Source organism: Streptomyces sp. NBC_00425 (assembly GCF_036030735.1).
GTDB lineage: Bacteria > Actinomycetota > Actinomycetes > Streptomycetales > Streptomycetaceae > Streptomyces.
The window spans coordinates 7,607,830-7,634,080 of record NZ_CP107928.1 but is presented as its reverse complement, the minus strand read 5'-3'; the positions used below and the strand labels follow the sequence as shown (position 1 = coordinate 7,634,080).

Genomic DNA, 26,251 nt, shown 5'->3' with positions numbered 1-26,251 from the left:
GGGTGTCGCGTCTCGTCGACGCAGCGGCTCGGGGCAACGAGAAGGCGCCGTGCCCGTGTTCCCGTGGTGCTGGGGGAACTCGGTCGCGGCGCCTTGTCGTTGGGCTGGGGAGCGGTGGTGCGGGCCGGGTCAGCGGCCGCTGCCTCCGTCGGCGTTGGGGCCGGTGTAGTCCTCGCCGTAGGCGCCCTTGGCAGGGCGGCGGCGGCGCATGGGCGGCTCGACGCCGTCGGCGAGCCGGCGGGCGGTGAGCAGGAAGCCGGTGTGGCCGATCATCCGGTGGTCCGGGCGGACGGCGAGGCCTTCCACGTGCCAGTTGCGGATCATCGACTCCCAGGAGGTGGGCTCGTTGAAGGAGCCGATCTCGCGGATGGACTCGACGGTCCGGGCGAGCTGGGTGGTGGTGGCGACGTAGCAGCACAGGATGCCGCCGGGCACCAGCGCCTTGGAGACGGCCTCCAGGCACTCCCAGGGGGCGAGCATGTCGAGGATGACGCGGTCGACGTCGGTGTCGGACAGGTTGTCCTGGAGGTCGCCGACGGTGAGCTGCCAGGCGGGGTGCGGGCCGCCGAAGTAGCGCTCGACGTTCTGCTGGGCGATCTCGGCGAAGTCCTCGCGGCGCTCGTAGGAGTGCAGCATGCCCTGGTCGCCGATGGCGCGCAGCAGGAAGCTGCTGAGCGACCCGGAGCCGACGCCGGCCTCGACGACGCGTGCGCCGGGGAAGATGTCGGCGAAGGCGAGGATCTGTCCCGCGTCCTTCGGGTAGACGACGGCTGCCCCGCGGGGCATGGAGAGGACGTAGTCGGGGAGCAGGGGGCGCAGCGCGAGGTAGGCGACGTTCCCGGTGGTGCGGACAACGCTGCCCTCGGGTGCGCCGATCAGTTCGTCGTGCGGGAAGGAACCCTTGTGGGTGTGGAAATTCTTCCCGGCTTCGAGCGTGAACGTGTAGTGGCGGCCCTTGGGGTCGGTCAGCTGAACCTGGTCCCCGACCTTGAAGGGCCCGCGCCTGCGGGCGGCACCGGTCGGTTCGGACATGTGAACAGCCTACCGGCGTTTGGCGGGGCCGCCGACCATGGGGGGCGTGCGCACCTGCTCGGGAGAGCGGTGGTCAGTTGGGGCGGGCCATGGCCTTGACGAAGGCGCGTTCGACGTCGGCGGCGGAGAGCACGCCGAAGATCTCTCCGGTCTCCTCGACGACGAGGTATTCGGTGGCTGGGGTGGCGCGCAGGACGTCGAGGAGGTCCTCGCCGGCGAGTTCGGCGGAGACGCGCATGCCGTCGCTGAGGTCCTGGGCGAGGCCGCTGACGGCGACCCAGGGGCGGCGGTGTTCGGGGACGCCGACGATCGCGGCCTCCCGGACGAGGGAGAGCGGTTCGCCGTTGGCGTCGACGACGACGAGGGCGCGGGCGCCGGCGTCGTTGGCGCGGCGCAGCGCTTCGGACAGGGGGGTGTGGGTCTCGACGGGGACGGCGCGCCGGGTGAGGGTGCGGGCGCGCAGTTCGGGGAGGTGTTCGCGCAGGCGGGCCATGCGCAGGCTGTTGCCGGCGCCGGTCCAGATGATCGCGGCGAGGATGGCGGCGAGCAGCGCGTCGGTGACGGTGTCCATGCCGACGCTGTCCTCGGCGCCGGAGCCGAGGGCGCCGGACTGGGTGAGGAGGGGGAGGCCGATGAGGACGGAGACGGCCAGCGCGCGGCCGACCCAGGCGGCGGCGACGGTGCCGCTCATCGGCCTGCCGGTGATCTTCCAGACGACGGCGCGGAGCATGCGGCCGCCGTCGAGGGGGAGACCGGGCAGGAGGTTGAAGACGGCCACGATGAGGTTGGAGATCATCAGGCCGGCGACCAGGACGCCGGGGACCGTGCCGGGTTCGACGGTGTTCATGGCGAGGTAGAAGACGCCGGCCAGGGCGAGGGAGAGGAGGGGGCCGACGAAGGCGAGCCAGAACTCGCGGCCCGGGGTCTCGGCTTCCTTCTCGATCTCGGAGACGCCGCCGAAGAACTGGAGCTGGATGCGGCGGACGGGGAGTTTGAAGCGGAGGGCGGCGATGGTGTGGGCGAGTTCGTGGATGAGGACGGAGGCGTAGAAGGCGACCGCGAAGAAGAGGGAGACGAGGTAGCGGGCGGCGCCGAGTTCGGGCAGGACGCGGTCGAGCTGGCCGCCGAAGACCCAGGTGATGAGGGCGGCGACGAGGAACCAGCTGGGGGCGACGTAGACGGGTACACCGAAGGGACGGCCCATGAGGATGCCGCCGCGGGGCTGTTCCGGGGGGCGCTGGGGCGGGGGGCCTTTGGGGAGCGCGGGGGGTGCGGGCCGCCGGGACTCGGCGCCTGCCTCGTCTCCGGCTCCGGCTCCGGCTCCGGCTCCGGCTCCGGCTCCGGCTCCGGCTCCGGCGGTGTGACGGCCGTTGCGGGTTTCGGTCTCGTCGGCGTCGGCGTCGGTCTCGTCGGTCTTCTCGGTTCCCGCCCGGCCCTCTGCGGGCTCGTCGCCGTCGGCCGTGTCGTGGTCGTCGGCCCGCTGCGCTCCTGGCCGGCCGGCGTCGGCCTCGTCGCCGGTGGCGGGGGTGGGGGCCGCTTCGGGGGTGGTGCTGTCGTCGTGCGGGTCCGGCTGCTGCCGGTGGGCGGCCGTGGGGTCGGCGGCCCGGGGCTCGCTCTGCTGGACGCCGGTGGCCGCGGGCGCAGGTGTCGCGGGGTGCTCGGCCGACTGCTCGTTGTCCGGCCGCGGCCGCCCGCTCCCGCCGCTTTCCACCACGGTGTCCCCTCGATCGAAGCGTCTCCTGCCCGTGCCGGGCGGGAGGGTCTGTGACCGATGGTATGCGGCGGTCGTGAGGTGTTCCGCCCGGCACCCCCCGTGTTTCCCGGCTTGTGGGTGACTGTCGGTGGCGGGCCGTAAGGTCTGTGGTCATGGAGAGCAGCAGCGAGGGCGTCGTCCGGGCGGGCGACGGTGGTGGGGTGGAGGAGCCGTCGCGCACGGGGGCGGCCGGGCCCGAGGGGGCGGCGGCGGGGGTCGTCGCGGTGGCTCCGGCGTCGCTGTCGCCGTCGCGGGCCGGGGATTTCATGCAGTGCCCGCTGCTGTACCGGTTCCGGGTGATCGACCGGCTGCCGGAGAAGCCGAGTGCGGCGGCGACGAAGGGGACCCTGGTGCACGCCGTCCTCGAGCGGCTGTTCGACGCGCCGGCGGCCGAGCGGACGGCGGCCGGGGCGAAGTCGCTGATCCCGGGGCAGTGGGACCGGCTGCGGGAGACGCGGCCGGAGGTGGTGGAGCTGTTCGCCGACGATCCGGAGGGCGAGCGGCTCGCCGGCTGGCTGGCGGAGGCGGAGCTGCTGGTCGAGCGCTGGTTCTCGCTGGAGGATCCGACGCGGCTGGAGCCCGCCGAGCGGGAGCTGTTCGTGGAGACGGAGCTGGAGTCGGGTCTGCGGCTGCGCGGGATCATCGACCGGGTCGACGTGGCGCCGACGGGTGAGGTGCGGATCGTCGACTACAAGACGGGCAAGGCTCCGCGGCCGGAGTACGCCGACGGCGCGCTGTTCCAGATGAAGTTCTACGCGCTGGTCGTGTGGCGGTTGAAGAACGTCGTGCCGCGGCGGCTGCAGCTCGTCTACCTGGGCAGTGGGGACGTGCTGACGTACGACCCGGTCCTGGCGGATCTGGAGCGCGTGGAGCGCAAGCTGCTCGCGCTGTGGGAGGCGATCCGGGAGGCGACGCGGACCGGCGAGTGGCGGCCGCGGCCGACCAAGCTGTGCGGCTGGTGCGATCACCGGGCGCACTGTCCGGAGTTCGGCGGTACTCCCCCGCCGTATCCCCTTCCGGTGACGCTCGAGGCGCCGGCCCCGGTGAGGGCGGCCGCGTCGGAGGACGGGGCGCAGGGCAGAATGGGGCCGGGCTAGAGAAGGAGATCCACGTGGCCATCCGCGTCCTACTGGTCGACGACCAGCCGCTGTTGCGCACGGGCTTCCGGATGATTCTGGAGGCCGAGCAGGACATCGCGGTCGTCGGCGAGGCCGGAGACGGCTTGCAGGCCATCGACCAGGTGCGGGCGTTGCAGCCCGATGTGGTGCTGATGGACATCCGTATGCCGCGGATGGACGGGGTGGAGGCGACCCGGCAGATCACCGGTCCCGGGCGGGACGGTCCGGCGAAGGTGCTGGTGCTGACCACGTTCGATCTGGACGAGTACGTGGTGGAGGCGCTGCGGGCGGGGGCCAGCGGGTTCCTGTTGAAGGACGCCCCGGCCAATGAGCTGGTGCAGGCGATCCGGGTGGTGGGGTCCGGTGAGGCCATGCTGGCGCCGAGCATCACGCGTCGGCTGCTCGACAAGTACGCCACGCATCTGCCGTCGGGCGAGGAGCCGGTGCCGGACACGCTGCACACGCTGACCGACCGGGAGGTGGAGGTGCTGAAACTGGTGGCGCGGGGGTTGTCGAACGCCGAGATCGCCGCCGACCTGTTCGTCAGCGAGACCACGGTGAAGACGCACGTCGGGCATGTGCTGACGAAGCTGGGGCTGCGTGACCGGGTGCAGGCCGCGGTGTACGCGTACGAGAGCGGCCTGGTGCGTCCCGGCGCCCAGTAGGCGAGCGGGAGCACCGGGTCCGCGGCGTCGGGTCCGGCGGCGCGGCACGAGCACGCCGACGACGGCGAAGGGCGCCCCCTGTCCGGCAGGGGGCGCCCTTCGCCGTCGTCGGCGGACCCGTCGGGCGGGGCCGTCGTCCGTGGGGGTCAGCTCTTGCTGAGTTCCCAGAAGCGGAACACGGTGGAGGCGTCCAGGCAGTTCTCCAGGCCGTAGACGTTCTCGCCGACGACGGCGTACTGCTTGGCCTGCCAGACGGGCAGCACCGGCACCTGTGCGGCGACGATGTTCTGCAGCCGGCCGTAGTCGGCGTCGGTGGCGCTGCGGTCGCTCTGTGCGGCGGTGCGCGGGATGAGCGTCCCGGTGATCGTCTTGTCGGTGTAGTGGTTGGCCAGCACGTTCCCCTCGCCGAAGAAGGGCGAGGTGAAGTTGTCGGCGTCCGGGTAGTCGGGCACCCAGCCCTTGACGTAGACGCCGTACTTGCCGGCGGCGATGTCCTTCTCGTACTGGCCGAAGGCGACGGACTTGACGTCGGCGTCGAACAGGCCGCTGGCGTTGAGCTGGGCCGCGACGGCCTTGAGTTCCTGGTCGGTGGCCGGGCCGTAGCGCGAGGGGGTCGACCAGAGGGTGAGCCGCACCTTGTCGGTGATGCCGTCCGCGGCGAGGGCGGCGGCGGCCTGGGTCCGCGAGGGCCGGGCGCCGTAGCGGTCGAAGAAGGCGGTGTTGTGGCCCGCGATACCGGCCGGGATGATCGAGTAGAGCGGGTCGGCGGTGCCCTGGTAGACGTTCTTGATGAGGGCTTCGCGGTCGATGAGGTGGGCGATGGCCCGCCGCACGCCGAGCTTTCCGGCGACCGGGTCGTCCATGTTGAAGACGAGGTGCTGGACTTCCGCGCTGCTGCCCTCGACGACCTCGGCACGGGCGTCGGCGCTCTGCTGGATGTCGGCGATGTCGGCGGCGGTCAGGCCCCGGTAGGCGATGTCGACGTCGCCGTCGAGCAGGGCCTGCTTGAGGGCCTTCTGGTCGCCGGCGAAGAACTTGAGGGTGACACCGGTGTTCTGGGCTTCGGAGGCGGTGCCCCGGTAGTGCTCGTTGACGGAGAAGACGGCTTCGTCGTCGCCGAAGGAGTCGAGCTTGTAGGGGCCGGAGCCGACGGCCTCGCCGTCCTCGCGCAGACCGTCGGCGTCGTACTGCCGGTGGTCGACGATGGAGCCGGCGCCCGAGGCGATCTTGCTGGGGAAGGTGGCGTCGGGGGCCTTGAGCTTGAAGACGACGGTCTTGGCGTCGGGGGCCTCGACCGCGGCGAGCGTGGCGAACATGATTGCCGGGCCGGCGTCGTCGTTGATCTTCAGCATGCGGTCGAAGGAGAACTTGACGTCCTTGGACGTGAGGGCGTCGCCGTTGCTGAACTTCAGGTCGTCCTTCAGCGTGCAGCTGTAGACCTGGGTCCGCGTGTCGGTGAAACGGCACTCGCGGGCGGCGTCCGGCTCGGGCTCGGTGCCGCCCTTGGGGAAGCTGAGCAGTGACTGGAAGACGTTGTTGAACAGCAGCCAGGAGCCGGGGTCGTAGCCGGATGCGGGGTCCGTGGCCAGGACCTCGTCGGACATGCCGAGGACCACCGCGGAGCCGTCGCCGCCCGCTCCCCCGCCCTGGGTGCCGCAGCCGGTCAACAGGCCGGAGGCCAGCCCCGCCATGATCGGCAGGACCGGCCACTGGTTGCGCAGGTTCACTTGTTGCCTTGTCGTCGTGTTCTCGTCACACCGAGGCCGCGGTCCGGGCCCCGGGCAGGAAGCAGGGAGCAGTAAGCAGAAAGCGGAGGGCTTCGTCAGCCGCTCGCGCCGCGGCCGAGCTCCCACAGCTGCAGAGTCGCGGAGGAGTTGAGCGCGTACGCCGTGCCCGTGACGTCGTTGTTGGCGGCGACGTACTGCTTGCCCTGCCACAGCGGCAGGATCGGGACGTCCTTGGCGACGATGTCCTGAATCTCCGTCAGGCTCTTGGTGGCGCTCTGGCGGTCGGCCTCGCGACGGGAGGCCGGGATCAGGGTGTCGATGATGTCGCCGTTGGTGTAGGGCGACTTGAGGAAGTTGTCCTTGTCGAGGAACGGGGCGACGAAGTTGTCGGCGTCGGGGAAGTCGGGGAACCAGCCCATGCCCCAGACGGCGTACTCGCCCTTGCGCTCGGCCGGGACGAAGGCGTCCCAGGCGGTGCCCTTGAGGGTGACGTCGAACAGGCCGCTGTCGTTGAGCTGCTTCTGCAGCACCTCGAACTCCTGCTTGGTGGCCGGACCGTAGTGGTCGGTCGTGTAGTTCAGCGTCAGCTTCACCGGCTTGGTGATGTCCGCGTCGGCGAGCATGGCCTTGGCCTTGCCGACGTTGGGTTCGCCGTAGGTGTTGACGAACGAGTTGGAGTGGCCGGTGAGGCTGGCCGGGACGAGCGAGTAGAGGGGTTCGGCCTGGGAGCCGTAGACCTTGGACACGAGCTCGTTGCGGTTGATGATCTGGGCCATGGCCTGGCGGACGGCCTTGGACTTGACGGCCGGGTCCGTGGTGTCGAACGCGAGGTAGCGGATCTCGAGGCCGTTCAGTTCGACCAGGTCGATGTCTCCGCCGGCGGACGCCTCGGAGAGCTTCTTGATCTGCTCCGGCGACATGGTGCGGGTCATGAGGTCGACGTCGCCCTTTTCGAGAGCGGTGCCCATGGCGTCGGCGTCCTTGTAGGACACCATGTCGACCTCGTCGTTGTTCACCTTCAGCGTCCCCTTGTAGTGGGGGTTCCTGGTGAACACGGCCTTGGTCATCTCGTCGCCGTCGGTGTCGGCCTTGAGGATGTAGGGGCCCGATCCGTCGACCGCGAACCCGTCGCGCAGCTTGCCCTTGTCGTAGTCGTCGGGGTTGACGATGCCGGCGACCGGGGTCGACAGCTTGAAGGGGAAGGTGGCGTCGGCGGTCTTGAGATGGAAGATGACTTCGTTGTCGCCCTGCGTTTCGATGGTGTCGATGGTCGACAGCAGGGCGAACACGCCGGAGTCGGCCTTGATGGCGCGGGCGCGGTCGATGGAGAACTTGACGTCCTTCGCCGTGACGTCGTCGCCGTCGGCGAACTGCAGGCCGCTGCGCAGCTTGCAGGCATAGCGCTCGTTGCCGGTGTCGGTGAAGCCGCAGCTCTCGGCCGCCTCCGGGACGGGCTCGCCCTCGCCCTTGGGCTGGATCATCAGGGTCTGCACGGTCTGGCGCAGGATGTTCCAGGTGCCGACGTCGTAGGAGTACGCCGGGTCGAGCGGGGCCGGGGCGTCCTTGGTGGCGGTGAACCGGTCGGTGGTGCCCACGACGATGGCGTCGCCGCCGCCGCTGCCGCTTTCGGACCCTCCGCAGGCGGCGAGCACGGGCGCGAGCAGACCGACCACGGCCGGCAGCACCAAAGTCTTGCGGTTCATGCTCGAGTTTCTCCAGAGCTGTCGGTCCGTGTACCCGGCATGCAGGGGTGGCGCAGCGGATCACGGGGGTAGGCGATGTTCTCGCAACGAGATTAGTCCGCGCCGGCAGGAGGGTTCGCGGCCACCGGAGTTGAAAGCCCATCACGCAGCGAAACCGGCTGTGGACGCGCTGAACAGCCGTCTGCGGAAGGATTCGTACAGCCGCTTACCAATCGGGACACAAAGACACCCGTGAGCGCCCCCGGCAAGGCGGGGATGCACACGGAGAGTCATCTGTCGAGCCCCGGTCGGGTGGGGAACGTCACAGCTCGACGGGGTTCGGAGGGCGGGTGGAATTCGGCCGTCGCGCAGCGGCCGATGAAGATCCGAATTCCGTGTGCGGCACACCCGCCGAATTCCTGGTTATCGGCGGTGCACGCTGGGTGAAGGCCGCTGCATTTCCGTCATCGGGCGATCACGAATGGTCGTCGCGGTGATCAGTCGAGCGGCATCAGGCCACGCAGAAAAGACAGGTCGACCTGTTCGAGCGAGGAGACGACGGTACGTCGGGACGCGGGGGCGATCGGCGCCACCGAGGGCACCGCGACCACGAGGCAGCCCGCGGCCTCCGCCGAGGCGACGCCCGTCGCGGTGTCCTCGACGACCGCGCATCTCGTGGGGTCCACGCCGAGTCCGGCGGCGGCGAACAGGTAGGGGTCGGGATGCGGCTTGGTGTGGGCGACCTCGTCGCCGGCGACGCTGAGACGGAAGTGCTCGACGCCGAGCGAGGCGATCACGCGGTCGATGATGCGCCGGTGGGAGGCGGAGACGAGGGCGGTGGGCACCTCGTGCTCGGTCAGCTCGGCGAGCAGCCGGGCCGCACCCGGCATCAGCGGCAGGGCGCGGGTGATGCGGTCCTCGAACCCCTCGTTGAGCAGGACGGTGAGTTCTCCGACGGTGACGTCGGCCCCGGTCGCCTCGATCAGGAACCCGGCGCTGCGGCTCATCGGGCCGCCGACCACGACGTGACGCCAGGAGTCGTCGAGGGTGTGTCCGAGTGCGCCGAAGACCTCGACCTCGACGTCCCACCAGAAACCCTCGGTGTCCACCAGGGTGCCGTCCATGTCGAGGAGCACGGCCTGCAGGGCGGAGCCCTCGGCCGTGCGGGTTACTGGCGCGGGAACCGTACTGGTCATCCGCGTACCTCCTTGAGGGACGAGCAGGCCGGCTCCCGCTGGGGGAACCGGCCTGCAGTGGACCGACCAGTGTACGACTTGTCGGATCAGCGTGCCGGGCGGCACGCTCGTGTCATGTCACCGTGCGTCGAGGTGCTTCGCCTCACCGTGCGTTGAAGTACTTCGCCTCGGGGTGGTGGATCACGATGGCGTCCGTGGACTGCTCGGGGTGGAGCTGGAACTCCTCGGACAGGTGGACGCCGATCCGCTCGGGCTGGAGCAGCTCGGCGATCTTGGCGCGGTCCTCCAGGTCGGGGCAGGCGCCGTAGCCGAGGGAGAAGCGGGCGCCGCGGTACTTCAGGGCGAACATGTCCTCGACGTCGGCCGGGTCCTCGCCGGCGAAGCCGAGTTCCGAGCGCACGCGCGCGTGCCAGTACTCGGCGAGGGCCTCGGCCAGCTGCACGGACAGCCCGTGCAGTTCGAGGTAGTCGCGGTAGGAGTTCGACGCGAAGAGCTTGGCCGTCTCCTCGCCGATGCGCGAGCCGACGGTGACGACCTGCAGGCCGACCACGTCGGTCTCGCCCGACTCCTCCGGGCGGAAGAAGTCGGCCAGGCACAGCCGGCGGCCGCGGCGCTGACGGGGGAAGGTGAAACGGGTCCGCTCGTTGCCCCGTTCGTCCAGGATGATCAGGTCGTCGTCCTTGGAGACGCAGGGGAAGTAGCCGTAGACCACGGCGGCCTCGAGGAGGTTCTCGGTCTGCAGCTTGTCCAGCAGGCCGCGCAGCCGGGGCCGGCCCTCGCTCTCGACGAGTTCCTCGTAGGTCGGGCCGTCGCCGGTGCGGGCCTGCTTGAGGCCCCACTGGCCCTTGAAGAGGGCGCCCTCGTCGAGCCAGGAGGCGTACTCCTTGAGCTGGATGCCCTTGATGACGCGGGTGCCCTCGAAGGGCGCCTTCGGCACGGGGTTGTCGGTGGCCACGTCGGAGCGGACGTGCCCCTCCTCGGGCCGCTCCTCGACCTCGGCGGGGGCGGCGCTCGCGCGCACCCGGCGCTGCCGGAGTTCGGGCAGCTTCGCGCCGGGCACGCCCCGCTTGACGCCGATCAGGGCGTCCATGAGGCGTAGGCCCTCGAAGGCGTCGCGGGCGTAGCGGACCTCGCCCCCGTAGATCTCGTGCAGGTCCTGCTCGACGTAGGCCCGGGTCAGCGCGGCGCCGCCGAGGATGACCGGGTAGTCCGCCGCGAGTCCGCGCTGGTTGAGCTCCTCCAGGTTCTCCTTCATGATCACCGTGGACTTGACCAGCAGGCCGGACATGCCGATGACGTCGGCACGGTGCTCGGCGGCGGCGTCCAGGATCGCGGAGACCGGCTGCTTGATGCCGAGGTTGACGACGTTGTAGCCGTTGTTGGACAGGATGATGTCGACGAGGTTCTTGCCGATGTCGTGGACGTCGCCGCGGACCGTGGCGAGCACGATGGTGCCCTTGCCGTCGTCGTCGGACTTCTCCATGTGCGGCTCGAGATGGGCCACCGCCGCCTTCATGACCTCGGCGGACTGCAGCACGAACGGCAGCTGCATCTGGCCGGAGCCGAACAGCTCGCCGACGACCTTCATGCCGTCCAGGAGGGTCTCGTTGACGATGTCGAGGGCGGGCCGGCTCTGCAGCGCCTCGTCGAGGTCGGCTTCGAGGCCGTTGCGCTCGCCGTCGATGATGCGGCGCTTGAGGCGCTCCTCCAGGGGCAGCGCGGCCAGTTCCTCGGCCCGGCCGGCCTTGAGGGACTTGGCGGTGGCGCCCTCGAAGAGCTGCATGAGCTTCTGGAGGGGGTCGTAGCCCTCGGCCCGCCGGTCGTGGATCAGGTCGAGGGCGGTCTGCACCTCCTCCTCGCTGAAGCGGGCGATGGGCAGGATCTTCGAGGCGTGGACGATCGCGGAGTCGAGGCCCGCCTTGACGCACTCGTCGAGGAAGACGGAGTTCAGCAGGATGCGGGCGGCCGGGTTGAGGCCGAACGAGATGTTCGACAGACCCAGGGTGGTCTGCACGTCGGGGTGCCGGCGCTTGAGCTCGCGGATCGCCTCGATGGTGGCGACGCCGTCGCCGCGGGACTCCTCCTGGCCGGTGCAGATGGTGAAGGTCAGGGTGTCGATGAGGATGTCCGACTCGAGGATGCCCCAGTTGCCGGTCAGGTCGGCGATGAGCCGTTCGGCGATCTCGACCTTCTTCTCGGGGGTGCGGGCCTGGCCGACCTCGTCGATCGTCAGCGCGATCAGTGCCGCGCCGTGCTCCTGGGCCAGTTTGGTGACCTTGGCGAAACGGGACTCGGGGCCGTCGCCGTCCTCGTAGTTCACCGAGTTGATCACGGCGCGGCCGCCGAGCTTCTCCAGGCCGGCCCGGATGACCTCGACCTCGGTGGAGTCCAGGACGATCGGCAGGGTGGAGGCGGTGGCGAAGCGGCCGGCGAGTTCCTCCATGTCGGCGACGCCGTCGCGGCCGACGTAGTCCACGCACAGGTCCAGCAGGTGCGCGCCCTCGCGGATCTGCTCGCGGGCCATCTCCACGCAGTCGTCCCAGCGGCCGGCCAGCATGGCCTCGCGGAACTTCTTGGATCCGTTGGCGTTGGTGCGTTCGCCGATCGCCAGGTAGGAGGTGTCCTGGCGGAAGGGCACGCTCTGGTAGAGGGAGGCGGCGCCGGGCTCGGGGCGGGGGCTGCGCTCGGCGGGCTCGAGGCCGCGGACGCGTTCGACGACCTGTCGCAGGTGCTCGGGGGTGGTTCCGCAGCAGCCGCCGATGAGGTTCAGCCCGTAGTCGCGGACGAAGTTCTCCTGGGCGTCGGCCAGGCCTTCGGCGTCCAGCGGGAAGTGGGCGCCGTCCTTGGTGAGGATCGGCAGTCCGGCGTTCGGCATGCACAGCAGCGGGGTGCGGGAGTGCCGGGCCAGGTAGCGCAGGTGCTCGCTCATCTCGGCGGGGCCGGTGGAGCAGTTCAGGCCGATCAGGTCGATGCCGAGCGGCTCCAGCGCGGTGAGTGCGGCGCCGATCTCGGAGCCGAGCAGCATCGTGCCGGTCGTCTCGAACGCCATGGACACCAGCAGCGGCACGTCGGCGCCGGTCGCCTCCATCGCGCGCCTGGCGCCCAGGATCGACGACTTCGTCTGGAGGAGGTCCTGGGTGGTCTCGACGATCAGGGCGTCGGCGCCGCCGGCGAGCAGGCCCTCGGCATTGGCCTGGAAGCCGTCGCGCAGGGTGCCGTAGCCGATGTGGCCGAGGGTGGGCAGCTTGGTGCCGGGGCCGATCGAGCCGAGGACCCAGCGGGTGCGCCCGTCGCGGGCGGCGAAGGCGTCGGCGGTCTCGCGGGCGATGCGGGCGCCGGCCTCGGACAGTTCGTGCACCCGCTCGGCGATGTCGTACTCGGCCATGGCGGAGTGGTTCGCGCCGAAGGTGTTGGTCTCGACGCAGTCCACGCCGACGGCGAAGTACTCCTCGTGCACGGAGCGCACGATGTCGGGCCGGGTGATGTTGAGGACCTCGTTGCAGCCCTCGAGGTCCTGGAAGTCCTCGAGAGTGGGCTCCTGGGCCTGGAGCATGGTGCCCATGGCTCCGTCGGCCACCACCACTCGGGTGGCCAGGGCCTCTCGGAGCGCGGACACACGGGTCCGGCTGTCGGCGGAAGGGGTCGGCGGCACAGAGGCCATGAAAGGGCTCCCTCAGATGCGACGGCTGTCGGCTTTGCGTCACCTCGGGATGCGTGGAGCAGGGGCTTCCCGAGGAGCGCGCACGCCGTCAGGGTAGCCGGACGGAGGCCTTATGGTCAGGGGCGTCCACGGGGCGGACGGGTGTGGCGGCGGGGCGGGGGCCCGGCCACGGCGGGTGCGGCGGGTGTCACGGCCGTGCGACGGCCTTGCTGCTTCCGGGGGACGCGTGGCGGAACACGTGTCGACCGACCATTGGCGGGAGGTCGGCATGGACCGGTAGTGTTCGACATTGCCGAACGGCGGCAGTGGATGCCGCCTGCAGGCGGTCCGATGGGGACGGAGGCGGGAGGGCGATGGCGCGGAACATCCAGTCGGTCGAACGTGCGGCCGCGATGCTGCGACTGCTCGCGGGCGGCGAGCGGCGACTGGGCCTGTCGGACATCGCCTCGTCCACGGGCCTGGCCAAGGGCACCGCCCACGGCATTCTGCGCACCCTGCAGCAGGAGGGCTTCGTCGAGCAGGACGACGCCTCCGGGCGCTATCAGCTGGGCGCCGAGCTGCTGCGCCTGGGCACCACCTACCTGGACGTGCACGAGCTACGCGCGCGTGCCCTGGTATGGACGGACGACCTCGCCCGGTCCAGCGGCGAGAGCGTGCACCTGGGGGTGCTGCACCAGCAGGGCGTGCTGATCGTGCACCACGTCTTCCGGCCGGACGACAGCCGGCAGGTGCTGGAGATCGGGGCGATGCAGCCGCTGCACTCCACAGCCCTCGGCAAGGTGCTGTCGGCCTACGACCCGGTGGCGCACAGCGAGGCCCTGGAGGCCGAGCGCAAGGCGTACACGGACCGCACGGTGTGCGACGCGGAGGCGTTCGAGCACATCCTCGACATGACCCGCGCGCGCGGGTACGCGGCGGACGTCGAGGAGACCTGGGAGGGCGTCGCCTCCATCGCCGCCCCCATTCACGACCGGCGGCGCATGCCCGTCGGCGCGGTCGGCGTCACCGGCGCCGTGGAGCGGCTGGGCCGGGACGGCGAGCTGCGGCCCGAGCTGATCGCCGCGGTGCGCGACTGCGCCCGCGCGGTCTCCAGGGACCTGGGCGGCGGGCGTTTCTGAGCCGCGGGGCGGCCGCCGCTCCTGAGAAGTGCGTAAGACCCGGCCGGGACGTCCGACGACGTTCCGGCCTCCGTCATACCCGGCAAAAGCCGCCCGAAGTAGACATCCGGGGCGAGTATGTGCGCACCCACGCGAAGATCGATAACTCACAGCGATCAATAACGATCGCGTTTTCGATAACGGCACTCTTGACGCACACGTAACCGCCGGGCAAGACTCCCGTCCATCGGTCGACATTGTCGAACACCTAACGGCAATACGCGCTAGAGTGTGACAACGCCAAAGGCCGGCATCGCTCTCATCCCCGAGGGCGCTCGAACCCCCGGCGGGACCCGGGGTTCGGCTTCCCTGGACGAAGGACAAAGGAGTCGCGGGTGTCCAGCTCCGACATCTTCATCGGCGAGACCATCGGTACCGCCATACTCATCCTGCTCGGCGGCGGCGTCTGCGCCGCCGTGACGCTGAAGGCCTCCAAGGCCCGCAACGCCGGCTGGCTCGCCATCACCTTCGGGTGGGGTTTCGCCGTTCTGACGGCTGTCTACACCTCGGCGCCGCTCTCCGGCGCCCACCTCAACCCGGCGGTCACCCTCGCACTCGCGATCAAGGACGACGACTGGAGCAACGTTCCGGTCTACTGGGCCGGGCAGCTGCTCGGCGCCGCCATCGGCGCCACCCTGGTCTGGGTCGCCTACTACGGCCAGTTCCACGCGCACCTCACCGACAAGGAGATCGTCGGCGGTCCGGGCGCGCAGTCGACCAAGGTCAAGGCCGTCGAGGCACAGGAGCAGGGCGCCGGCCCGGTCCTCGGCGTCTTCTCCACCGGCCCCGAGGTCCGGGTCGTCTGGCAGAACCTGGCCACGGAGATCATCGGCACCGTCGTGCTGGTCCTCGCCGTCCTCACCCAGGGCCTGAACGACAAGGGCAACGGCCTCGGCAACCTCGGCGCGCTGATCACCGCGCTCGTCGTGGTGTCGATCGGCCTCTCCCTCGGCGGCCCGACCGGCTACGCGATCAACCCGGCCCGCGACCTCGGTCCGCGCATCGTGCACGCCCTCCTGCCCCTGCCCAACAAGGGCGGCTCCGACTGGAGCTACGCCTGGATCCCGGTGGTCGGTCCGCTGATCGGCGGCGCGATCGCTGCAGGCCTCTACAACGTCGCCTTTGCTTAAGAGCACCAGCTGCACCGCGTACTCGGCAGCGCCGTACAGACAGCCTCTTATCCACGGAAACCCCAGGAGCACTCAGTGACCGACGCGCACACCGCCGGCCCGTTCATCGCCGCCATCGACCAGGGCACCACCTCCTCGCGCTGCATCGTCTTCGACCGGGACGGCCGTATCGTCTCCGTCGACCAGAAGGAGCACGAGCAGATCTTCCCGAAGCCGGGCTGGGTCGAGCACGACGCCAACGAGATCTGGACCAACGTCCAGGAAGTCGTCGCCGGAGCCATCGAGAAGGCCGGCATCACCCGGGACGACATCAAGGCCATCGGCATCACCAACCAGCGTGAGACCACGCTGCTGTGGGACAAGAACACCGGTCAGCCCGTCCACAACGCCATCGTCTGGCAGGACACCCGCACCGACGCCCTCTGCCGCGAGCTCGGCCGCAACGTCGGCCAGGACCGCTTCCGCCGGGAGACCGGCCTCCCGCTGGCCTCCTACTTCGCCGGACCCAAGGCCCGCTGGCTGCTCGACAACGTCGAGGGCCTGCGCGAGCGCGCCGAGGCGGGCGACATCCTCTTCGGCACCATGGACACCTGGGTCATCTGGAACCTGACCGGCGGCGTCGACGGCGGCAAGCACTACACCGACGTCACCAACGCCTCCCGCACCATGCTGATGAACCTCCACACCCTGGAGTGGGACGACAAGATCGCCGAGTCCATCGGCGTCCCGCTGGCGATGCTGCCCGAGATCCGCTCCTCCGCCGAGGTCTACGGCGAGGTCACCGGCGGCCGGCTCGGCGACCTGCTCGGCGGCATCCCGGTCGCCTCCGCGCTCGGCGACCAGCAGGCGGCCCTGTTCGGCCAGACCTGCTTCGCGGAGGGCGAGGCCAAGTCCACGTACGGCACCGGCACGTTCATGTTGCTGAACACCGGCGAGAAGATCATCAACTCGTACTCCGGCCTGCTGACCACCGTCGGCTACCGCATCGGCGACCAGAAGCCGGTCTACGCCCTCGAGGGCTCGATCGCCGTCACCGGTTCGCTGGTGCAGTGGATGCGCGACCAGATGGGCCTGATCTCCACCGCCGCCGAGATCGAGACGCTCGCGCTCTCCGTCGAGGACAACGGCGGCGCCTACTTCGTGCCGGCCTTCTCCGGACTGTTCGCCCCGTACTGGCGCTCCGACGCCCGCGGTGTGATCGCCGGCCTCACCCGGTACGTCACCAAGGCGCACCTCGCGCGCGCCGTCCTGGAGGCCACGGCCTGGCAGACCCGCGAGATCACCGACGCCATGACGAAGGACTCCGGCGTCGAGCTCGCGGCCCTCAAGGTCGACGGCGGCATGACCTCCAACAACCTGCTGATGCAGACCCTCTCGGACTTCCTGGACGCGCCCGTGGTGCGCCCGATGGTCGCCGAGACGACCTGCCTCGGCGCCGCCTACGCCGCCGGCCTCGCCGTCGGCTTCTGGACCAACACCGACGACCTGCGCGCCAACTGGCGACGGGCCGCCGAGTGGACCCCCCGCATGGACGCGGAGACCCGCGACCGTGAGTACAAGAGCTGGCTCAAGGCCGTCGAGCGGACCATGGGCTGGCTCGAGGACGAGGAGTAAGAACCCCACATGACCAGTCAGTCCACCCTGCAGTCCGTGCCTGCCCTGGGGACGCGCCCGGCGTCCGGCTCCAACCCGAGCCGCGCCGAGACCCGGGAGCAGCTCTCCAAGGCGTCGTACGACCTCCTCGTCATCGGCGGCGGCATCCTGGGCATCTCCACCGCCTGGCACGCCGCGCAGTCCGGCCTCAGGGTGGCCCTGGTCGACGCCGGCGACTTCGCCGGCGCCACCTCCTCCGCCTCCTCCAAGCTGCTCCACGGCGGTCTGCGCTACCTGCAGACCGGCGCGGTGAAGCTCGTGGCGGAGAACCACTTCGAGCGCCGTGCGGTCTCCCGCCAGGTGGCCCCCCACCTGGCGAACCCGCTCACGTTCTACCTCCCCGTGTACAAGGGCGGGCCGCACGGCGCGGCGAAGCTCGGAGCGGGCGTCTTCGCCTACTCCGCGCTGTCGGCGTTCGGCGACGGCGTCGGTCATCTCCTGTCCCCGGCCAAGGCCGCGCAGGACGTGCCCGAGCTGCGCACCGACAACCTCAAGGCCGTGGCCGTGTACGGCGACGACCAGATGAACGACGCGCGGATGGCGCTGATGACGGTCCGCGCGGCCGTCGAGGCGGGCGCGGTCGTCCTCAACCACGCCGAAGTGTCCGGCCTGCGCTTCACCAAGGGCCGGGTCACCGGCGCGGACCTGCGCGACCGGCTCTCCGGCGACGAGTTCGGCGTCAACGCCCGGCTGGTGCTGAACGCGACCGGGCCGTGGGTCGACCACCTGCGCAAGATGGAGGACCCGAACGCGGCGCCGTCCATCCGTCTGTCCAAGGGGGCGCACCTGGTGCTGAAGCGCACCGCGCCCTGGCGGGCCGCGCTCGCCACGCCCATCGACAAGTACCGCATCACCTTCGCCCTCCCCTGGGAGGACATGCTGCTGCTCGGCACCACCGACGAGGAGTTCGAGGGCGACCCGGCGGATGTGGCGGTCACCGAGAAGGACACCGCCCAGATACTCGACGAGGCCGCGTTCTCCGTCCGCGACCAGCAGCTCGACCGTGATCTGATCACGTACGCCTTCGCCGGTCTGCGGGTGCTGCCGGGCGGCCCCGGCGACACCGCGAAGGCCAAGCGCGAGACCGTCGTCACCGAGGGCAGGGGCGGCATGCTGTCCGTCGCCGGCGGCAAGTGGACGACGTTCCGGCACATCGGCCGTACGGTCATGCAGAAGCTGGAGGCGCTGCCGGGCCACCCGCTGGGCGACGACTTCGAACCGATCTCCTCGCTGCCGAAGAAGATGCCGCTGCCCGGCGTCGCCAACCCGCGTGCCGTCGCCCACCGGCTGCTGGTCGACAACCCGGCGCCCGGCCCGCGCATGGCCGCCGACACGGCCAAGCACCTGGCCACCCACTACGGCTCGCTGGCCTTCGACATCGCGCGGCTGGCCAACGACAACCCCGAGCTGGGCGCGCGCGTCCACCCGGACGCCCCCGAGATCTGGGCGCAGGTCGTCTACGCCCGCGACAACGAGTGGGCCGAGACGGCGGACGACGTGCTGCGCCGCCGTACGACGCTGACGATCCGCGGTCTCGCCACGGACGACGTGCGCGCCGGGGTGCAGGATCTGCTCGACAAGAAGTGACCTGCCCGACGGCACACCGACCCTCCGCCGGCCCGCCGCCCTGACCGGGGCCGGCGTCGGGGGACGGCCCTCTCCGTACCGGGGCCGGACCGGGAAGGGGCGGCTCCACCCCTATGGAGCCGCCCCTTTCGCAGGTGTGACGGCAGTCCCCCGGTCTGGCCTCATAATGGCGACGAGACATCCGATGTCTGGACGACGGACGAGAGCGAGGCCGGTCATGGCAGTCACCGACGAGGCGATCGAGAAGATCAAGGGCATGATCGTCTCGGGTGCGCTGCGCCCCGGCGACCGGCTCCCCAAGGAGAGCGAGCTGGCCGCCGACCTCGGGCTGTCCCGCAACTCCCTGCGGGAGGCGGTGCGCGCGCTGTCGCTGATCCGCATCCTGGACGTGCGGCAGGGCGACGGCACCTACGTCACCAGCCTCGACCCGCAGCTGCTGCTGGAGGCGCTGAGTTTCGTCGTCGACTTCCACCGCGACGACACAGTCCTCGAGTTCCTGGCGGTGCGCCGGATACTGGAGCCGGCCGCGACGGCGATGGCCGCCCTGCGTATCAGCGAGCAGCAACTGGACGCCCTGGACGCCCAGTTGGACAAACTCGGCACCGAGCCCTCGGTGGAGGAACTCGTCGCGGGCGACCTGGAGTTCCACCGCGGCATCGTGCAGAGCGCGGGCAACTCGGTTCTCTGCTCGCTGCTTGACGGGCTGTCCGGGCCCACCACCCGGGCCCGGATCTGGCGGGGGCTGACCCAGGAGGACGCCGTCGCCGGCACCCTGCGGGAGCACCGGGCGATCCTCGCGGCCCTGCGCGACCGGGACGCGGAGGCGGCCAGATCATGGGCGACGGTGCACATCGCGAGTGTGGAGCAGTGGCTGCGGTCCACGCTGTGAGTCCGGCCGGGACGGCGTCACGGGTTCGCGGGTCCTCGGATTCCCGCGGGCGCCGGTTCGTCGCGCCCGATCCCGGCGATCACGCCGGTCACGGCGATCCCTCTGATCCCCCTGGTCCCGCGGCCTTCCCCGAGCCTCCCGTGCCGGCGCGGTCGCCCGGTGCGGGCTCCGGGGTGTTCGGGGGTGGCGAACGGGGCAGTGATCCGTTCACTCCCCCGTGCAAGGGGGCTGCGGGCGCCCCCGCAGAACGCCGTAAGGTTGGGTGGTCAAGCGAGGGCACGTCGGAAGGAGGCGCTGGGTGATCGAGCTCGAGGGGGTTCCCGAGCTGATCGACCCGGTCATGGTGGCCGCGTTCGAGGGCTGGAACGACGCCGGCGACGCCGCCTCCACCGCGGTCGCGCATCTGGAGCGGGAGTGGAAGGGCGAGGTGTTCGCGGCGCTGGACGCCGAGGACTACTACGACTTCCAGGTGAACCGTCCGACGGTGTGGCTGGACGCAGGCGTACGCAAGATCACCTGGCCGACGACGAGACTGTCCGTGGTGCGGGTCGGCGGTGACAAGCCCCGCGACCTGGTGTTGGTACGGGGCATCGAACCGTCGATGCGCTGGCGCTCGTTCTGCAACGAACTGCTCGGCTTCGCCCACGAGTTGGGCGTGGAGCTGGTGGTCATCCTGGGCGCCCTGCTCGGCGACACCCCGCACACGCGCCCGGTGCCGATCAGCGGGACGACGTCGGACGCGGACCTGGCGCAGCGGATGGACCTGGAGGAGACCAAGTACGAGGGCCCCACGGGCATCGTCGGCGTCCTCCAGGAGGCCTGCACACACGCGGGCGTGCCCGCGGTGAGCCTCTGGGCGGCCGTGCCGCACTACGTCTCGCAGCCGCCGAACCCGAAGGCGACGCTGGCCCTCCTCAACCGTCTGGAGGACCTGATCGACGTCCGCATCCCGCTGGGCGAGCTGCCGGAGGACGCGCGTGCCTGGCAGGTGGGCGTGGACCAGCTGGCCGCCGAGGACACCGAGGTCGCCGAGTACGTCCAGACGCTGGAGGAGGCCCGGGACACCGCCGAGCTGCCGGAGGCGTCGGGCGAGGCGATCGCCCGCGAGTTCGAGCGCTATCTGCGGCGGCGGGACGGCGGTGGGCCGCCCGATCCGGGGGAGCGGACCCGTCCCCCGTGGCCCCCGAAGCCGAGCGAGGAGGCCCCCGGCGACAGGCCGAGCGAGGATGCCTCCGACGACGGCGATTCGTCGGAGGACTGAAACCGGCGGAGAAGCCGGAGCGGTGGGGCCGGCCGAGGCCGGCCGTGCGGCGAAGAAAGGGGCGGTGCGCCGGTGCGCACCGCCCCTTTCGCCGTTCCCGCAGGTGACGGCGCCTTCCGTACGGTTACAGCGCCGGTTACAGCGCCACGCCCAACAGGGCGTCCACCGCACGGGACACGACTCCGGGGGCGCCGATGTCGGTGCCGCCCCGCTCCTGCTGGAGCGCGGCCCAGCGGTCGACGGCGGCCAGCGCGGCGGGTGCGTCGAGGTCGTTCGCGAGGGCTGCCCGGATCTCCTCGACGAGCGCCTCGGCGGGCGGCCCGTCGGGCCGGGAGACGGCCGCGCGCCAGCGGCCGAGCCGGGCCTGCGCGTCCGCCAGGACCTGGTCGGTCCACTCCCAGTCGGCGCGGTAGTGGTGGGCGAGAAGGGTGAGCCGGATCGCCGCGGGGTCGACGCCGTCCTGGCGCAGCCGGGAGACGAAGACGAGGTTGCCCCGGGACTTCGACATCTTCTCGCCGTCGAGGGCGACCATGCCGGCGTGGACGTACGCCTTGGCCATCGGGAACTCGCCGGTCAGCGCCTGGGCGTGGGAGGCGCCCATCTCGTGGTGCGGGAAGGCGAGGTCCGAGCCGCCGCCCTGCACGTCGAAGCCCATCCCGAGGTGGTCCAGCGCGATGGCCACGCACTCGATGTGCCAGCCGGGACGGCCCCGGCCGAGCGAGCCGCCGTCCCAGCTGGGCTCGCCCTCGCGGGCCGCCATCCACAGCATCGGGTCGAGCGGGTTCTTCTTGCCCGGGCGGTCCGGGTCGCCGCCGCGCTCGGCGGACAGCAGCCGCATGGCCGCCGCGTCGAGGTTCGAGACCCGGCCGAAGTGCGGGTCGGACTCGACGGAGAAGTAGACGTCGCCCTCGAGTTCGTAGGCGGCGCCCGCGTCCCGCAGTCGCTCGACGAGCGGGACGATGCCGGGTATCGCCTCCACGGCGCCGATGTAGTCCCGCGGCGGGAGCATCCGCAGGGCGGTCATGTCCTCGCGGAAGAGGGCCGTCTCCTTCTCGGCGAGGGCGACCCAGTCGACGCCGTCGCGCTCGGCTCGCTCGAGCAGCGGGTCGTCGACGTCGGTCACGTTCTGGACGTAGTGAACCTGCCGCTTGGTGTCGAGCCACACGCGCTGAACGAGGTCGAACGCATTGTAGGTCGCCGCGTGACCCATGTGGGTCGCGTCGTACGGCGTGATGCCGCAGACGTAGATACGGGCGACGGGACCGGGGGCGAGGGAGACCGAGCCGCCGGTCGCGGTGTCGTGGATCCTCAGGTCGCGGCCCTGACCAGGCAGGGCGGGGACCTCGGAAGCGGGCCAGGCATGCATGTCATGAGCCTAACCGGACGGAACTTGCGGGTACGAACCGGAGCGGGCCGGATGGCCGGGAAGGCGTTCTTGTGCGATCCCGGGCGACGTGCCCGCGACAGCGCTCCGGCAGGAGTCCTCACAACGCTCCGGCCCCGGCCAGTGCCGTGACCGGAGAGGTTCACCGGCTCGCGGCGTCCGGTCACGGCGCTAGACGGGTGGCCAGGGGATCGCCGGCCAGTCGCCCGTCGGCTCGGGATGGGTGCCCGACGCCAGCAGCGCCTCGGTACGCGCGCGCGTGGCGTCGAGTTCGGCGGGGGTGATCAGCGCGCTCAGGAGGGCCGTCAGCCGCCCGTCCGGCTCCAGGGCTGTTTCGATGCCCTTGAGCACCTCCACGGCCTCGCCCGTCAGCGGCTCCCCCGCCCAGCCCCACAGCAGGGTGCGCAGCTTGTTCTCGGCGTTGAAGGTGACGCCGTGGTCGATGCCGTAGAGCCGGCCGCCGGCGGTGGGCAGCAGATGGCCGCCCTTGCGGTCGGCGTTGTTGATCACCGCGTCGAGGACGGCGAGTCGCCTGAGCCGTTCGTCGTCGGCGTGCACCAGGAGCGCGGTGCGGCCCTCGCCGACCTCGGCGAACCCGACGGCCTTCCAGCCCGGTCCGGGCTCCTCCGCCTCGACGAGGGCGAGCAGCTCGACCTCGGGGGCCGTCTCGATCCACAGCTGGCACATGCCCTCGCCGTACGGTCCCTCCCGCAGCACGGTCGGCGGCACCAGGCCCCAGCCGGTGGCCTCGGAGACCTCGTAGGCGGCCACCTCGCGCCCGGCGAGGGTGCCGTCGGGAAAGTCCCACAGCGGCCGCTCGCCGGCCACGGGCTTGTAGACGCAGGCGGCCTCCCGGCCCTCGTGGGCGACGGTGCAGTACAGCGCCGCGTTCGAGGCCTCACGGATGCGTCCGCGGACGGTGAGCTCACCGTGCGCGAGGAGCGCGGCGGTGGCGGGGTCGGTGGTCTTCACGCCCCCCGGCGGTATCCGTTCTGGCGCGGACATACATGTCCTTCCGGGTCGAGCGGCAGGCTGCACAGCGGGCACGGCGGACGGCCGGCGTTGACGACGTCGAGGGCGCGCTTGGCGAAGGCCCTGGCCTGGGAGCCGCTGAGCCGGACCCGCAGCATCGGCGGGCCGTTCTCCTCGTCCTGCAGGAGTTTCTCCTCGGCCTCCGCGAGGTCCTCCTCGGAGTCTGCCTCGAGTTCCACGAGGGCCTGCGCCTCGACGATCATGCGCTGTTCCTCGCCGTCCCAGGCGAGGGCCATGGTGCCGACCCGGAACTCCTCCTCGATCGGGGTGTCGAGGGGCGCCGTGTCGGTGTTCTCGGCCGGCGACACGGCGGGTACCGCGGCGCTGCCGCCGCTGCGCCGGACGACCTCGTCCAGCAGCTCGTCCATGCGCTCGGCGAGGGCGGCGACCTGGGTCTTCTCCAGGGCCACGCTGGTCACCCGGGTACCGGCGGTGGCCTGGAGGAAGAAGGTACGGCGCCCGGGCAGTCCGACCGTACCGGCCACGAAGCGGTCCGGGGGGTCGTAGAGGAACACCTGACGGGACACGTCCTGATCTCCATGGGAATCGAGGGTCGTCGTGGGACGGGGGGGACGGATGAGGCTCGTCCGTGCGGGTAGGCGCGCCTACGCGAACCGCTTCACCCTACTGCGGCCGACGATCACGGTGCGCCCGCACCGCCCCCGACCGTGGCGTCCCCGGTCGGCGGCTCCTCGCGCGGTGCGAGGGAAGCCAGGTCGCCGGTGTCGCCGAGGCGTACGAGGAAGGGGCGCAGCCTGGTGTAACGGATCGCGGTGACGGAACACGGTTCGACGGAGATCCGCTGGAAGAGGTCGAGATGAAGCCCGAGGGCGTCCGCCACGAGCGACTTGATGACGTCGCCGTGCGAGCACATCAGATAGACGGCGTCGGCGCCGTGGTCGCGTTCCACGCGCGCGTTCCACTCGCGGACCGCCTCCGCGGCGCGGGTCTGCATGGCCCGCATGGACTCACCGCCGGGGAAGGCCGCGGCAGAGGGATGCGACTGCACGACCTCCATCAGCGGCTCGTCCGTCAACTCGGCGAGCTTGCGGCCGGACCAGTCGCCGTAGTGGCACTCCCCGATCCGCTCGTCGGTGTGCGCGCGCAGGCCGGGGCGGGCGTCGAGGAGCGGCCTGATCGTCTCCTGGCAGCGTTGCAGTGGGCTCGCGACGACTTCCGCGAGGGGCAGTGCCTGAAGCCGCGCGGGCAGCGCCGCGGCCTGTGCGGTGCCGCGCTCGTCGAGGGCGACACCCGGCGTCCAGCCGGCGAGCACGGCGGAGGTGTTGGCGGTGGACCGGCCGTGCCGGACGAGGATCAACGTGGGCATGCGGCCCAGGGTAGGCGCACGCGCGCGTGTGCCGGTGAGGGTGCGAGGGGAGAATCGGACGCGTGATCGTCGACTGTGCCATCTACCGTGACGGGCGCCGTACAGAGGGCCCGCAGGACTTCTCCGACGCCGTGGACGAGGCGCGTTCCGCGGGCGGGTTCGTGTGGATCGGGCTGCACGAGCCCACCGAGAAGGAGTTCGACCATGTCACCCGGGAGTTCGGACTGCACCCGCTGGCCGTCGAGGACGCGCTGAAGGCCCACCAGCGGCCCAAGCTGGAGGTCTACGACGACTCGCTGTTCCTCGTGTTCAAGCCGGTCGTCTACGAGCCGGAGAGCGACACCGTCTCCTCCGGCGAGGTGATGGTGTTCCTGGGCGACTCGTTCCTGGTGACCGTCCGGCACGGCGACGGCGCCCCGCTGGCCACCGTGCGCCGGCGGCTGGAGGACGAGCCGCAGCTGCTCGCCAAGGGGCCTACGTCGGTGGTGTACGCGATCGCCGACGCCACCGTGGACCACTACCTGGACGTGGCGACCGAGCTGCAGACCGACCTCGAGGAGCTGGAGACGGAGGTGTTCTCGCCGGACGGGGGCGGTTCGCGGAACACCGCGTCGCGGATCTACACCTTCAAGCGGCAGATCCTGGAGTTCCGCCGGGCGACCGGCCCGCTGGGGCCGCCGCTGAGCCGGCTGGCCGGCACCGGCGCGTACGGTTCGGGCGTGCCGTTCGTGAACGACAGGGCGCGGCCCTTCTTCCGTGACGTGAACGACCACCTGACGCGGGTGAACGAGTCCGTGGAGGGCCTGGACCGGCTGGTGACGGACATCCTGTCGGCGCATCTGGCGCAGATGAGCGTCCGGCAGAACGACGACATGCGGAAGATCTCGGCGTGGGCGGCGATGGCCGCCGTCCCCACGATGATCGCGGGGATCTACGGCATGAACTTCGAGCACATGCCGGAACTGCACTGGGTGTGGTCGTATCCGGCGGTCATCGCGGTGATGGGCGTCCTCGAGGTGCTCTTGTTCCGGTTGTTCAAGCGGCGCGGCTGGCTGTAGGCGCGGCCTGCCTGCCTGCGGCCCGTCGGCCGGACCGGGGCAGGTGGCCGGCTGCGGGCCCGTGGCCGGCTCAGGCGAACTCGGCGGCGGTGGTCGCCGGGCCCCCGAGCGCGTCACGGCGCTCGGGCATCTCCAGGGACACCATGCGCCGCCAGCCCGCGACCCGCTCCCACGCGTACACGGCGTGGATGCCGGCCGCGAGGACGGCCGCCTTCGCCCTCGGCCAGCCGAGGAGCCGGCCCATGTGGTCCATGACGGCGAGGCTGACGTCCCGGTAGACGCGGATCTCGGCGAGCGCGCAGGCCCGCAGGGTGCGCTGGATGACCCGGCCGTGGCCCGCTCGGGCGAAGCGGAGCAGTTCCTCATGGCAGTAGGCGAGGTGGTTGTCCTCGTCGTTCGAGATCATCTTCACCGCGCGGCCGAGGTCGGGGTGGTCGGCGAAGTGCCTGCGCAGCAGTTCCATCTGCTCGGACGCGCGCTGTTCGGTGACCCGGCTGTGGGCGAGGTAGGTGACGATGTCCTGCACGCTCAGCGGCTTGTCCGCGGTGAGCCGGTCGTGGGCGAGGCCGATGCCGCCGCGCTCCAGGAGCATCGTGTAGTCGGTCTCCGGCGGTACGGGCACGGGGTCCAGGCCGCGCCTGCGCATCAGAGCGTTGAAGATCCGCCCGTGCTTGTCCTCGTCGGCGCCGTGACGGGCGATCCTGGGGGCGAGACCGCGTTCGCTCTGCGGGACGAGCGCGGCGATCCGGGCGTTCTCCCAGCCGCCCTGCGACTCGCCGCCGGCGGCGATGGAACAGAACAGCGCGAAGGACCGGTCGTCGTCGATGATCTCCTGGAACAGACTCTTGGCCGAAAGCACTCGTCGATCACCTCTCCGCATGGCGCGTGATTACGCGTCATTCCGTGAGGAACGAGTCAAATGCGGTGACGGCGACGGTG

At 71.0% G+C, this 26,251-nt stretch carries 20 protein-coding genes; 9 read left to right on the top strand and 11 right to left on the bottom strand.

Annotated features, from left to right (window positions below):
* Window positions 1-129 precede the first annotated feature (129 nt).
* Together OHS82_RS33575 and OHS82_RS33570 are read right to left on the bottom strand one after the other, a co-directional pair.
* Window positions 130-1,032: a tRNA (adenine-N1)-methyltransferase gene (locus tag OHS82_RS33575; RefSeq protein ID WP_046261810.1), complete on the bottom strand. Its 903-nt coding sequence runs from the start codon at window positions 1,030-1,032 to the stop codon at window positions 130-132.
* A 73-nt stretch (window positions 1,033-1,105) separates the two neighbouring features.
* Window positions 1,106-2,746 carry a site-2 protease family protein gene (locus OHS82_RS33570; RefSeq protein WP_328435139.1) on the bottom strand — a complete coding sequence of 547 codons (1,641 nt, stop codon included), beginning with the start codon at window positions 2,744-2,746 and terminating at the stop codon, window positions 1,106-1,108.
* Between the two features lie 152 nt (window positions 2,747-2,898).
* Between OHS82_RS33570 and OHS82_RS33565 the strand changes: the two genes are divergently transcribed.
* Complete coding sequence (locus OHS82_RS33565; protein ID WP_328435138.1) at window positions 2,899-3,882, top strand: RecB family exonuclease; 984 nt, start codon at window positions 2,899-2,901, stop codon at window positions 3,880-3,882.
* A gap of 14 nt (window positions 3,883-3,896) precedes the next feature.
* On the top strand, window positions 3,897-4,568 hold the full coding sequence (locus tag OHS82_RS33560; protein ID WP_328435137.1) for a response regulator transcription factor: 672 nt from the start codon (window positions 3,897-3,899) through the stop codon (window positions 4,566-4,568).
* A gap of 146 nt (window positions 4,569-4,714) precedes the next feature.
* Here OHS82_RS33560 and OHS82_RS33555 read toward each other — a convergent pair whose 3' ends face one another.
* The 4 genes from OHS82_RS33555 to metH form a co-directional block, all read right to left on the bottom strand.
* A complete protein-coding gene (locus OHS82_RS33555) occupies window positions 4,715-6,295 on the bottom strand; it encodes an ABC transporter substrate-binding protein (RefSeq protein WP_057579630.1) in 1,581 nt (526 codons plus the stop codon).
* Between the two features lie 95 nt (window positions 6,296-6,390).
* Window positions 6,391-7,998 (bottom strand): ABC transporter substrate-binding protein, encoded by a 1,608-nt coding sequence (locus OHS82_RS33550; protein WP_057579632.1) that lies wholly within the window; start codon window positions 7,996-7,998, stop codon window positions 6,391-6,393.
* A gap of 476 nt (window positions 7,999-8,474) precedes the next feature.
* On the bottom strand, window positions 8,475-9,173 hold the full coding sequence (locus OHS82_RS33545) for an HAD family hydrolase (protein ID WP_057579634.1): 699 nt from the start codon (window positions 9,171-9,173) through the stop codon (window positions 8,475-8,477).
* A 142-nt stretch (window positions 9,174-9,315) separates the two neighbouring features.
* Window positions 9,316-12,834, bottom strand: a complete 3,519-nt coding sequence (gene metH / locus OHS82_RS33540) for a methionine synthase (protein ID WP_328435136.1) — start codon at window positions 12,832-12,834, stop codon at window positions 9,316-9,318.
* Between the two features lie 353 nt (window positions 12,835-13,187).
* On the opposite strand from metH, the gene OHS82_RS33535 reads away from it, so the two are divergent.
* The 6 genes from OHS82_RS33535 to OHS82_RS33510 all read left to right on the top strand — a co-directional run bounded on the left by OHS82_RS33535 (window position 13,188) and on the right by OHS82_RS33510 (window position 20,511).
* Entirely contained in the window at window positions 13,188-13,952 is a 765-nt protein-coding gene (locus OHS82_RS33535; RefSeq protein ID WP_057579638.1) for an IclR family transcriptional regulator, read from the top strand.
* Between the two features lie 374 nt (window positions 13,953-14,326).
* Complete coding sequence (locus tag OHS82_RS33530; RefSeq protein WP_057579640.1) at window positions 14,327-15,121, top strand: MIP/aquaporin family protein; 795 nt, start codon at window positions 14,327-14,329, stop codon at window positions 15,119-15,121.
* 75 nt (window positions 15,122-15,196) lie between these two features.
* On the top strand, window positions 15,197-16,735 hold the full coding sequence (gene glpK / locus OHS82_RS33525) for a glycerol kinase GlpK (protein ID WP_057579641.1): 1,539 nt from the start codon (window positions 15,197-15,199) through the stop codon (window positions 16,733-16,735).
* Between the two features lie 9 nt (window positions 16,736-16,744).
* Window positions 16,745-18,361: a glycerol-3-phosphate dehydrogenase/oxidase gene (locus OHS82_RS33520; protein ID WP_057579644.1), complete on the top strand. Its 1,617-nt coding sequence runs from the start codon at window positions 16,745-16,747 to the stop codon at window positions 18,359-18,361.
* A 217-nt stretch (window positions 18,362-18,578) separates the two neighbouring features.
* Complete coding sequence (locus OHS82_RS33515; RefSeq protein WP_057579646.1) at window positions 18,579-19,250, top strand: FadR/GntR family transcriptional regulator; 672 nt, start codon at window positions 18,579-18,581, stop codon at window positions 19,248-19,250.
* A 298-nt stretch (window positions 19,251-19,548) separates the two neighbouring features.
* Window positions 19,549-20,511 carry a PAC2 family protein gene (locus OHS82_RS33510; protein WP_057579648.1) on the top strand — a complete coding sequence of 321 codons (963 nt, stop codon included), beginning with the start codon at window positions 19,549-19,551 and terminating at the stop codon, window positions 20,509-20,511.
* 136 nt (window positions 20,512-20,647) lie between these two features.
* On the opposite strand, the gene mshC is transcribed toward OHS82_RS33510, so the two are convergent.
* The 4 genes from mshC to OHS82_RS33490 all read right to left on the bottom strand — a co-directional run bounded on the left by mshC (window position 20,648) and on the right by OHS82_RS33490 (window position 24,254).
* Window positions 20,648-21,877, bottom strand: a complete 1,230-nt coding sequence (mshC, locus tag OHS82_RS33505) for a cysteine--1-D-myo-inosityl 2-amino-2-deoxy-alpha-D-glucopyranoside ligase (RefSeq protein ID WP_057579650.1) — start codon at window positions 21,875-21,877, stop codon at window positions 20,648-20,650.
* A 189-nt stretch (window positions 21,878-22,066) separates the two neighbouring features.
* Window positions 22,067-22,900, bottom strand: a complete 834-nt coding sequence (locus OHS82_RS33500) for an SCO1664 family protein (protein ID WP_328435135.1) — start codon at window positions 22,898-22,900, stop codon at window positions 22,067-22,069.
* The gene (locus tag OHS82_RS33495; protein ID WP_057579653.1) at window positions 22,864-23,454 is read right to left on the bottom strand and encodes a DUF3090 domain-containing protein; all 591 of its coding nucleotides are present in this window, start codon (window positions 23,452-23,454) and stop codon (window positions 22,864-22,866) included. Before OHS82_RS33495 ends, OHS82_RS33500 begins: the two co-directional genes overlap by 37 nt.
* A gap of 113 nt (window positions 23,455-23,567) precedes the next feature.
* Window positions 23,568-24,254, bottom strand: a complete 687-nt coding sequence (locus OHS82_RS33490) for a histidine phosphatase family protein (protein WP_328435134.1) — start codon at window positions 24,252-24,254, stop codon at window positions 23,568-23,570.
* A 62-nt stretch (window positions 24,255-24,316) separates the two neighbouring features.
* On the opposite strand from OHS82_RS33490, the gene corA reads away from it, so the two are divergent.
* Entirely contained in the window at window positions 24,317-25,312 is a 996-nt protein-coding gene (corA, locus tag OHS82_RS33485) for a magnesium/cobalt transporter CorA (protein ID WP_057579657.1), read from the top strand.
* Between the two features lie 70 nt (window positions 25,313-25,382).
* On the opposite strand, the gene OHS82_RS33480 is transcribed toward corA, so the two are convergent.
* Window positions 25,383-26,171 carry a ferritin-like domain-containing protein gene (locus tag OHS82_RS33480; RefSeq protein WP_328435133.1) on the bottom strand — a complete coding sequence of 263 codons (789 nt, stop codon included), beginning with the start codon at window positions 26,169-26,171 and terminating at the stop codon, window positions 25,383-25,385.
* Window positions 26,172-26,251: the final 80 nt, after the last annotated feature.

Coding starts and splice junctions, on each gene's coding strand:
- OHS82_RS33575 (WP_046261810.1), bottom strand. CDS start 1,032: ATGTCCGAACCGACCGGTGCCGCCCGCAGGCGCGGGCCCTTCAAGGTC.
- OHS82_RS33565 (WP_328435138.1), top strand. CDS start 2,899: ATGGAGAGCAGCAGCGAGGGCGTCGTCCGGGCGGGCGACGGTGGTGGG.
- OHS82_RS33550 (WP_057579632.1), bottom strand. CDS start 7,998: ATGAACCGCAAGACTTTGGTGCTGCCGGCCGTGGTCGGTCTGCTCGCG.
- OHS82_RS33545 (WP_057579634.1), bottom strand. CDS start 9,173: ATGACCAGTACGGTTCCCGCGCCAGTAACCCGCACGGCCGAGGGCTCC.
- metH (WP_328435136.1), bottom strand. CDS start 12,834: ATGGCCTCTGTGCCGCCGACCCCTTCCGCCGACAGCCGGACCCGTGTG.
- OHS82_RS33535 (WP_057579638.1), top strand. CDS start 13,188: ATGGCGCGGAACATCCAGTCGGTCGAACGTGCGGCCGCGATGCTGCGA.
- OHS82_RS33520 (WP_057579644.1), top strand. CDS start 16,745: ATGACCAGTCAGTCCACCCTGCAGTCCGTGCCTGCCCTGGGGACGCGC.
- OHS82_RS33515 (WP_057579646.1), top strand. CDS start 18,579: ATGGCAGTCACCGACGAGGCGATCGAGAAGATCAAGGGCATGATCGTC.
- mshC (WP_057579650.1), bottom strand. CDS start 21,877: ATGCATGCCTGGCCCGCTTCCGAGGTCCCCGCCCTGCCTGGTCAGGGC.
- OHS82_RS33500 (WP_328435135.1), bottom strand. CDS start 22,900: ATGTCCGCGCCAGAACGGATACCGCCGGGGGGCGTGAAGACCACCGAC.
- OHS82_RS33490 (WP_328435134.1), bottom strand. CDS start 24,254: ATGCCCACGTTGATCCTCGTCCGGCACGGCCGGTCCACCGCCAACACC.